Below are 7853 nucleotides of genomic sequence, written 5' to 3' on the forward strand. Positions count from 1 at the left end.
GGCTTGCTCGCGAAAGCGGTGGTTCAATGAATACATCTTCGACTGAAAGACTGCATTCGCGAGCAAGCCCGCTCCCACAATTTGATCTCCATACCCCTTCCAAGCAGTGACTCGATCAACTGTAGGAGCTGGCTTGCCTGCGATGGCAACCCGTCAGCCACCTCTTCGTTACTGACCCACCGCTATCGCTGGCAGCTCCTACACTTTTGATCTCCATACCCTCTCCAAGCAGTCACTCGATCAACTGTGGGAGCTGGCTTGCCTGCGATGGCGCCCCGTCAGCCACCTCTTCATTGCTGAACCACCGCTATCGCTGGCAAGCCAGCTTCCACATTTTTGATCTCCATACCCTCTCCAAGCAGTGACTCGATCAACTGTGGGAGCGGGCTTGCCTGCGATGGCGACCCGTCAGCCACCTCTTCATTGCTGAACCACCGCTATCGCTGGCAAGCCAGCTCCCCCACTTTTGATCTCCATACCCTCTCCAAGCAGTGACTCAATCAACTGTGGGAGCGGGCTTGCTCGCGAAAACGGTGGTTCAGTGAATACATCTTCGACTGAAAGACTGCATTCGCGAGCAAGCCCGCTCGCACATTTTTGAGCTGCATACACCCTTAGAGCAGTGTGCGGGCCAGGGCCTTTTTCCATTCGGCGTAACGACCTGGCATCGCCGGGTCATCCTGCGGTTCGAACCGCTCGCGCTGTCGCTCCAATTGCGCCAGCGCTGCATCGCTCGCCCACACGCCCAAGGCTCGTCCCGCCAGGTGCGCCGCGCCCAGCGCCGAGACTTCCGGCGATAGGCTGCGCACCACCGGGCGTTGCAGCAGGTTGGCCAGGAACTGCATCAGCCAGCGGTTGCGCGTGGCGCCGCCGTCGACCCACAACTCCTTGAGCGGACTGCCAATGTCCTGCTGCATCGCCTCGAACACATCGCGAATCTGATAGCCGATGGACTCCAGCGAAGCACGCAGGATATGCGCACCAGACGTCGCTTCGGTCAGCCCGCAGATCAACCCGCGCGCATCGGCCTTCCAGTGCGGGGCGCCCAACCCGGACAGCGCCGGCACAAAGTACACGCCGCCATTGTCCGGCAGTTGCGCGGCCTGTTCGGTCAACGCATCCAGCGACTCACCCGCCACCAGGCGCGAGGCCCACTGCACCGCCGCGCCGGTGTGCACGATATTGCCTTCCATGCCAAAGGTGACTTGGCTGCCGTCATGCCAGGCCAGCGTGGTCGAAAGACCGTGCGTGGAGGCGATCGGCCCCTTCATGGGCGTCATCAACGAAGAACCGGTGCCGAGGGTGGCCTTGACCAAGCCCGGGGCAAAACCGCCCTGCCCGTACAGCGCGGCGTGGGAATCGCCGATCATCGACATCACCGGGATGCCCGCAGGCAAGCCGCCCAGCGCGACGGTCTCGGCGAAGAAACCCGCGCTCGGGCGGATCGGCGCCAGGGCCGCCAGAGGGATATCGAACAGCGCCAGCAACTCTGGGTCCCAGGCGCAGGTGTGCAGGTTGAACAGCTGGGTGCGCGCGGCATTCGAATAATCGGTGGCGAACACCTGGCCGCCGCTGAGTTTCCACAGCAGCCAGCTGTCGACGGTGCCCAGGCAAATCTCGCCGGCAGCCGCGCGGGCGTGACCGTCTTCAAGGGTGTCGAGAATCCAGCGAAACTTTCCGGCGGAGAACATCGGGTCCAGCGCCAGCCCGGTTTTTTCCAGGATCACAGCTTCATGCCCCTGCTCATGCAGCTGGGCGCAAAACGCGGTGGAGCGTCGACATTGCCAACTGATGCACGGCGACACCGGCTCGCCCGTGCGCCTGTCCCAGGCCACCACCGATTCGCGCTGGTTGCTGATGGCCAAGGCGGTAATTGGACGATCCACCTGGGCCAGGCATTCTTCAATCGCAGCCAGGGTGCTGTGCCAGATGAACAGCGGATCCTGTTCGGAAAACCCGGCCTGCGGATGGCTGACGCTCAACGGCCGCGAGCCGCGGGCAATCACCTGCCCGAGCGCGTTGACCAGCACCGCCTTGGCGTTGCTGGTGCCTTCGTCTATCGCCAGGATCAGCGGAGTGTGGTTATTCATGGGGGTCACCGCAACCGAGTGGCAGCCGCCACGATCCCAGCCGCGTCGATGTTATGCAAGGCGCGGGTCGGTTCGCGAGCGCCGGCGGCGGCGTATTCGCCGTCACCGATGCCCAGGCGGATCAGCGCGATACCCAGCCCGGCCTCGGCCAGCACTTCGGCAACCAGGCTGCCGATGCCGCCGTTGATGTTGTGTTCTTCCACGGTGATGACCGCGTGGGTGCCGCTCAAGGCACTGAGCAGGACGTCACGCTGCAGCGGCCGGATCGACGACAGATTGATCACCTGCGCCTGGATCCCCTGCTCCGCCAGCAACGCCGCGGCATCCACTGCCTCGTGCACCACCGACCCCAGGGCGACGATGCTCACATCGGCGCCCTGGCGCAGGATATCCACCTGTCCCGGCACGAATTGGTAATCGGCGCCGTGCACATCCGGCAAGGCTTTGCCATCGAGACGGATGTACACCGGGCCGTGGTAGCGCAGCGCGTAATCGACGATCTGGCGGCACTCGATCGCATCGGCCGGCGCGAAAATCTGCACATTGCCAAAGCCACGCATCACCGAAATATCGTCAAGGCTGTGGTGGGTGCTGGCCAGCGGACCATAGCTGGTGCCGGCATTCAGGCCGAACATCTTGACGTTGGCCTGGTTGTAGCAGACGTCGACCTTGATCTGCTCATTGGCGCGCGAGATCAGAAACGGCGCCGCGTTGCAGGTGGCGGCAATCTTGCCACCCAGCGCCAGGCCCGCCGCGACGCTGACCAGCGACTGTTCGGCAATGCCGACGTTGATCAGGCGCTCGGGAAAGCGCTGGGCAAACGGGCCGATCTTGGCCGTGGAGGTGGAGTCGCTGACCACCGGCACCACGTCCAGCCCGGCATCGACCGCCTCAATAAACGCCTGCACCATGACGCTCGCCAGATGTTCACTCGCCATGACTCAACTCCTCCAGTGCCGCATTGATTTCGTCACCCTTGGGCACGCGGTGGTGCCATTCGGGACGGGCTTCGATAAACGACACGCCCTTGCCTTTAATGGTGTGGGCGATCAGCACCTGGGGCGCGCCGGTGTGGGTCTGCATGTCTTCGAGGGCGTCGATCAACTGGCCGACGTCGTTGCCGTCGCACTCACTGACACGAAAGCCGAAGGCGGCCCATTTCACGTCCAGCGGGTCCAGCGGCATGATCTCGGCAGTCAACCCCGCCAGCTGCAGCTTGTTCTTGTCGACGATCACAAACAGGTTATCCAGGCCGTACTTGGCCGCCGCCATTGCGGCTTCCCAGTTGGAACCTTCAGCCAGCTCGCCGTCGCCGGTCAGCACGTAGATACGCTTTTTGCTGCCGGACATTTTCGCCGCCAACGCCAACCCCACCGCCACCGGCAAACCATGGCCGAGAGCGCCGGTGTTGAGTTCGATACCGGGGGTTTTCTGCCGCACCGGGTGACCCGGCAAGTGCGAATTGAAGTGCTGGTAAGTAGGCAACCAGTCGGTCGGAATGTAGCCCGCCTGCGCCAGGCAGCAATACAAACCGCCGACGCCATGGCCCTTGCTCTGGATATAGATATCGCGCTCAGGGTCTTCGGTGCGTTCCGGGCCGGTATCGAGGATGCGGAAATACAGCGTGGCGAGGATGTCGGTTTCCGACAGATCGGCCCCGGTGTGCCCGCCGGCCGGTGAGTCGGCATTCAGGCGGATCACGTGGCGCCGGATCAGGCGGGCCTGTTCTTTGATCTGGTGGGCGTCGTACTGGAAGGCATTCATGCAGCGGCTCCTGTGGGCTGACCACGCGAGGTGAAAGTGCCGAAAGCTGTTTTGAATATTTATTCAGCAGTGACAATATATTTCTATTTAGACGCCGATCCGCCAGCAGGTCAAGTGAGTGATTCGCTGAAAAATGAAATAAGTCGCGCAAAAACCGCTCGGACAGACGGCCGAAATCCCACGCGGGGTTATCTATCCCGTGGCTTTGAGGCGTATAAAAGCTGCGGTTTAGAGGCGCACATGAAAAATTAAGCGCTTGACTTTGACGCGGTGGCACTGGAATCTGAATTAACAGTCAGGCACGCATAAATATTCAAGCGACCTGAAAGCACTCCAAAAAAAATAAATCAGGAGAACACTGTGGACGCCAAAGCGATTGTCCAGCACCCGGCCGAACTCAAGCCGCCCCACCGCCCACGGCTGGTGAAACTGCTGCCCAGCAATATCGGCGGCCCGTTGATCGGGCTGGTGCTGTTGGTGCTGGTCTTCTCCTTCAGTTCCGAATTCTTCTTCTCGTTGCGTAATGGTCTGAACATTCTCGATCAGGTCACGGTGCTGGGCATCCTGGCGATCGGCATGACGGCGGTGATCGTGATCGGCGGCATCGACCTGTCGGTCGGCTCGGTGCTGGCCTTCTCGATGATGATGCTCGGCTGGCTCTATCAGGACCAGGCGGTGCCGCTGGGCTTCGCCATCCCGATTTCGATTGCCAGCGGCATGCTGGCCGGGCTGGTCTCCGGGGGCTTGATCACCTACGCCAAGCTGCCGCCGTTCATTGCCACGCTGACCATGATGTCGGTGGCCCGCGGCTTGGCGAATATCCTCACCGAAGGCCGGCAGATCGTCGGTTACCCGGACTGGTTCACCAGCCTGGCGACGGTGCGGCATTTCGGTTTTCTCTCGGCCACCGTCGGGCTGTTCCTGGTGATGCTGGTGGTGGCGTGGGTGTTCCTGCGCTTTCGTGCCGGCGGCCGCAACCTGTACGCCATGGGTGGTAGCCCGGAAGTGGCGCGCCTGTCGGGCATCAAGGTGCGCGCGATCACGCTGTGGGTGTACGCCATCAGCGGCGCCCTCGCCGGCATTGCCGCCGTGACCCTGGCAGCCCGCCTCGACTCGTCCCAACCCAGCGCCGGCCTGAGCCTGGAACTGGACGCCATCGCCGCCGTGGTAATTGGCGGCGCCAGCCTCAGCGGTGGCGTCGGCAGTATCGGTGGCACCCTCGTGGGGGTGCTGATCATTGGCGTGCTGCGCAATGGCCTCAACCTGCTCGGCGTTTCGCCGTTCATTCAACAAGTGGTGATCGGCGTGGTCATCGCCCTCGCCGTGACCATCGACACCCTGCGACGCCGCTCCAGCACTGCCCGTTAAACCTGTTCGACAGTTGACACCCTCCAACAATAAAACCAGGAGTCACCGACATGTTCAGCCCCAAGAAACTGCTTATCGCCACTGCCTTGGCTGCCGCGACCCTCAGCGCCGCCGGTACCACCTGGGCCAAGGACCTGACCATCGGCCTGGCCGTGGCCAACCTGCAGGCCGACTTCTTCAACCAGATCAAGCAGTCGGTGGAAGCCGAGGGCAAGGCCAAGGGGATCAAGGTGATCACCGTGGACGCCCAGGGCAACTCCTCGACCCAGGTCAGCCAGATTGAAGACCTGATCACCCGCCAGATCGACGTGCTGATCTATATTCCGGCCGGTGCTACTGCCGCGGGTGTGCCGGTAAAAGCCGCCAAGGCCGCCGGCATCCCGGTGATCGCCGTCGACCGCAACGCCCCCGACGCACCCGGCGATACGTTTATCGCCAGCGACAGCGTGGCCGGCGCCAAGACCCTGGCCGAGTACGTGGGCAAGATCACCGACGGCAAGGGGCGCATCGCGATCCTGCAAGGCCAGCTCGGTACCACGCCGGAAAACGACCGCGCCAAAGGCTTTGAGCAAGGTCTCAAAGCCTTCCCGGACCTCAAGGTGGTCGCCCAGCAACCCGCCGAATGGGCCCAGGACAAAGGATTCGCGGTGGCCCAGGACCTGCTCCAGCGTGATCCGAACATCACCGTATTCTTCGGGCGCGCCGACGCCATGGCATTGGGCGCGGCCCAGGCAGTGAAAGTCGGCAACCTCGATCACAAAGTCGTGGTAGTCGGTTTTGACGGCGACGTCGCCGGGCTCAAGGCCGTGGAAAGTGGTGTGCTCAACGCGACCATGACCCAGCAGACGCAGAAAATGGGGCGCCTGGCCGTGGCCTCGGCGATTGACCTGAAGGCCGGCAAAGACGTGCCCAAGGAACAATTGCTGCCCACCGTGCTGACCACCAAAGACAACGTCGCGCCGTTCCTGCAACAGCACCCGTAAGCCTCGGAGGTCGTCATGCAAGCAGCCGCTCTGGACACCGCTCAACCTGACGCGGTGCTGTGCCTGCGCGATATCAGCAAGGCCTACGGGCCGGTGCAGGTGCTGTCGCAGGTCAACGTGGATATTCGCCCTGGCGAGGTACTGGCCCTGCTCGGTGAGAACGGCGCGGGCAAGTCGACCTTGTCGTCGATCATCGCCGGCCTGGTGCAACCCGAAGCCGGCGGCAGCATGACCTGGCTCGGCGCGCCCTATGCGCCGGCATCACCGGGTGCCGCGCTGGGTGCGGGGATCGGCCTGATCCACCAGGAAATCCGTCTGCTGCCGCAACTGTCGATCGCCGAAAACATCTTCGTCGGCCGCCTGCCCATGCGTCACGGGCGGGTCGACCGCGAGTACATGGAGGCCCAGGCGCAGATTCAGCTCGAGCGCCTGGGGCTCAAGGTGCCGGCGTCGCGCAAGGTCGAAGGCCTGAGCGTGGCGGCCCAGCAACTGGTGGAAATCGCCAAGGCGCTGACCCTCAAGGCCAGCCTGTTGATCCTCGACGAGCCCACCGCGGCATTGGGCGGCGACGAAACCGAGCTGCTGTTCAAGCAGGTGGAACGGCTCAAGGCCGAGGGCGTGTCGTTTATCTATATCAGTCATCGCCTGGAAGAAATCGCGCGCATCGCCGACCGCGTGCTGGTGCTGCGCGACGGTCGCCAGATCGCCCTGCACGCCACGGCCCAGGTGCCGGTGCGTGAGTTGGTCGAGCAGATGGTCGGACGCAGCCTGGAGCGGATTTTCCCGACGCTGCAAGCACCGCAGGCGCGGGTGATGCTGCAGGTCAAGGAGTTGACCTGCCGCGAATTTGCCTTGCACGGCATCGACTTCAGCGTGCGCGCCGGCGAGGTGTTCGGCATTGCCGGGGTAGTCGGCGCCGGGCGGACCGAACTGGTGCGCACCATCGCCGGTGCGGCCATGGATATCCAAGGCCATATGGTGCTGGACGGTGAAGTCCGCCAGCTGCGCTCGCCGTTCGAGGCAATCCAGGCCGGCGTGGTGCTGGTGCCCGAAGATCGCAAGCAGCAAGGCGTGGTGGTGGAGCATCGGATCGAAGACAACCTGATCTACGGCAACACCGACCTGCTGGATAAACGCGGTTGGGTGTTCCCTGCCCCGCTGCGCGAATTCGCGCGCACGGCGGTGGCACGCCTGGGTGTTAAAGGGGCACCGCAGTCGCGGATTTCCAGCCTGTCCGGGGGTAACCAGCAGAAGGTGATCATTGCCAAATGGCTGGCACGCAATCCCAAGGTGTTCATCCTCGACGAACCCACGCGCGGCATCGACGTGGGTGCACGTGCGGCGATTTATGAAGTGATCGCGGACCTGGCGGCCAAGGGCATGGCTGTGATTGTGGTGAGTTCCGACCTGGATGAAGTGCTCGGGCTGTCCCATCGGGTGATGGTAATGAGCCGGGGGCGACAGATGGGGATTCTGGAACGTGGCGAGGCCACACCGGTTTCGGTGATGGAAATGGCCACCGCATGACCACGAATGATGGATGCGCCACCCTTTTTGTGGTGAGCGGGCTTGCCCCGCGTTGGGCTGCGCAGCAGCCCCCTTCAGGCCCCTGCGTTGAATCAGACACACCGCAGTGGCAGATCGAGGG

The 7853-nt window shown here is 63.1% G+C and carries 6 protein-coding genes; 3 read left to right on the forward strand and 3 right to left on the reverse strand.

The genetic code is table 11. From position 1 onward, the window contains the following. Positions 1–614: 614 nt before the first annotated feature. Genes QMX97_RS30765 through QMX97_RS30775 form a run of 3 tightly spaced genes read right to left on the reverse strand, consistent with a single transcriptional unit; the run spans position 615 to position 3854 of the window. Positions 615–2090, reverse strand: a complete 1476-nt coding sequence (locus tag QMX97_RS30765; RefSeq protein WP_282398164.1) for an FGGY-family carbohydrate kinase — start codon at positions 2088–2090, stop codon at positions 615–617. A 5-nt stretch (positions 2091–2095) separates the two neighbouring features. Beyond that, on the reverse strand, positions 2096–3028 hold the full coding sequence (locus tag QMX97_RS30770; protein WP_282398165.1) for a transketolase C-terminal domain-containing protein: 933 nt from the start codon (positions 3026–3028) through the stop codon (positions 2096–2098). Then, positions 3018–3854: a transketolase gene (locus tag QMX97_RS30775; protein WP_282398166.1), complete on the reverse strand. Its 837-nt coding sequence runs from the start codon at positions 3852–3854 to the stop codon at positions 3018–3020. The genes QMX97_RS30770 and QMX97_RS30775 overlap by 11 nt, the downstream gene beginning before the upstream one ends. A gap of 360 nt (positions 3855–4214) precedes the next feature. Between QMX97_RS30775 and QMX97_RS30780 the strand changes: the two genes are divergently transcribed. The 3 genes from QMX97_RS30780 to QMX97_RS30790 are packed head-to-tail and all read left to right on the forward strand — an operon-like array spanning position 4215 to position 7732. Continuing rightward, the gene (locus tag QMX97_RS30780; protein WP_012724867.1) at positions 4215–5222 is read left to right on the forward strand and encodes an ABC transporter permease; all 1008 of its coding nucleotides are present in this window, start codon (positions 4215–4217) and stop codon (positions 5220–5222) included. Between the two features lie 50 nt (positions 5223–5272). Beyond that, positions 5273–6205, forward strand: a complete 933-nt coding sequence (locus tag QMX97_RS30785) for a sugar ABC transporter substrate-binding protein (protein ID WP_065907318.1) — start codon at positions 5273–5275, stop codon at positions 6203–6205. Positions 6206–6220: 15 nt separating this feature from the next. After that, the gene (locus tag QMX97_RS30790) at positions 6221–7732 is read left to right on the forward strand and encodes a sugar ABC transporter ATP-binding protein (RefSeq protein ID WP_282398167.1); all 1512 of its coding nucleotides are present in this window, start codon (positions 6221–6223) and stop codon (positions 7730–7732) included. Positions 7733–7853 lie beyond the last annotated feature (121 nt).

Source organism: Pseudomonas sp. PS01298, assembly GCF_029959745.1.
Taxonomy (GTDB): domain Bacteria; phylum Pseudomonadota; class Gammaproteobacteria; order Pseudomonadales; family Pseudomonadaceae; genus Aquipseudomonas; species Aquipseudomonas aylmerensis.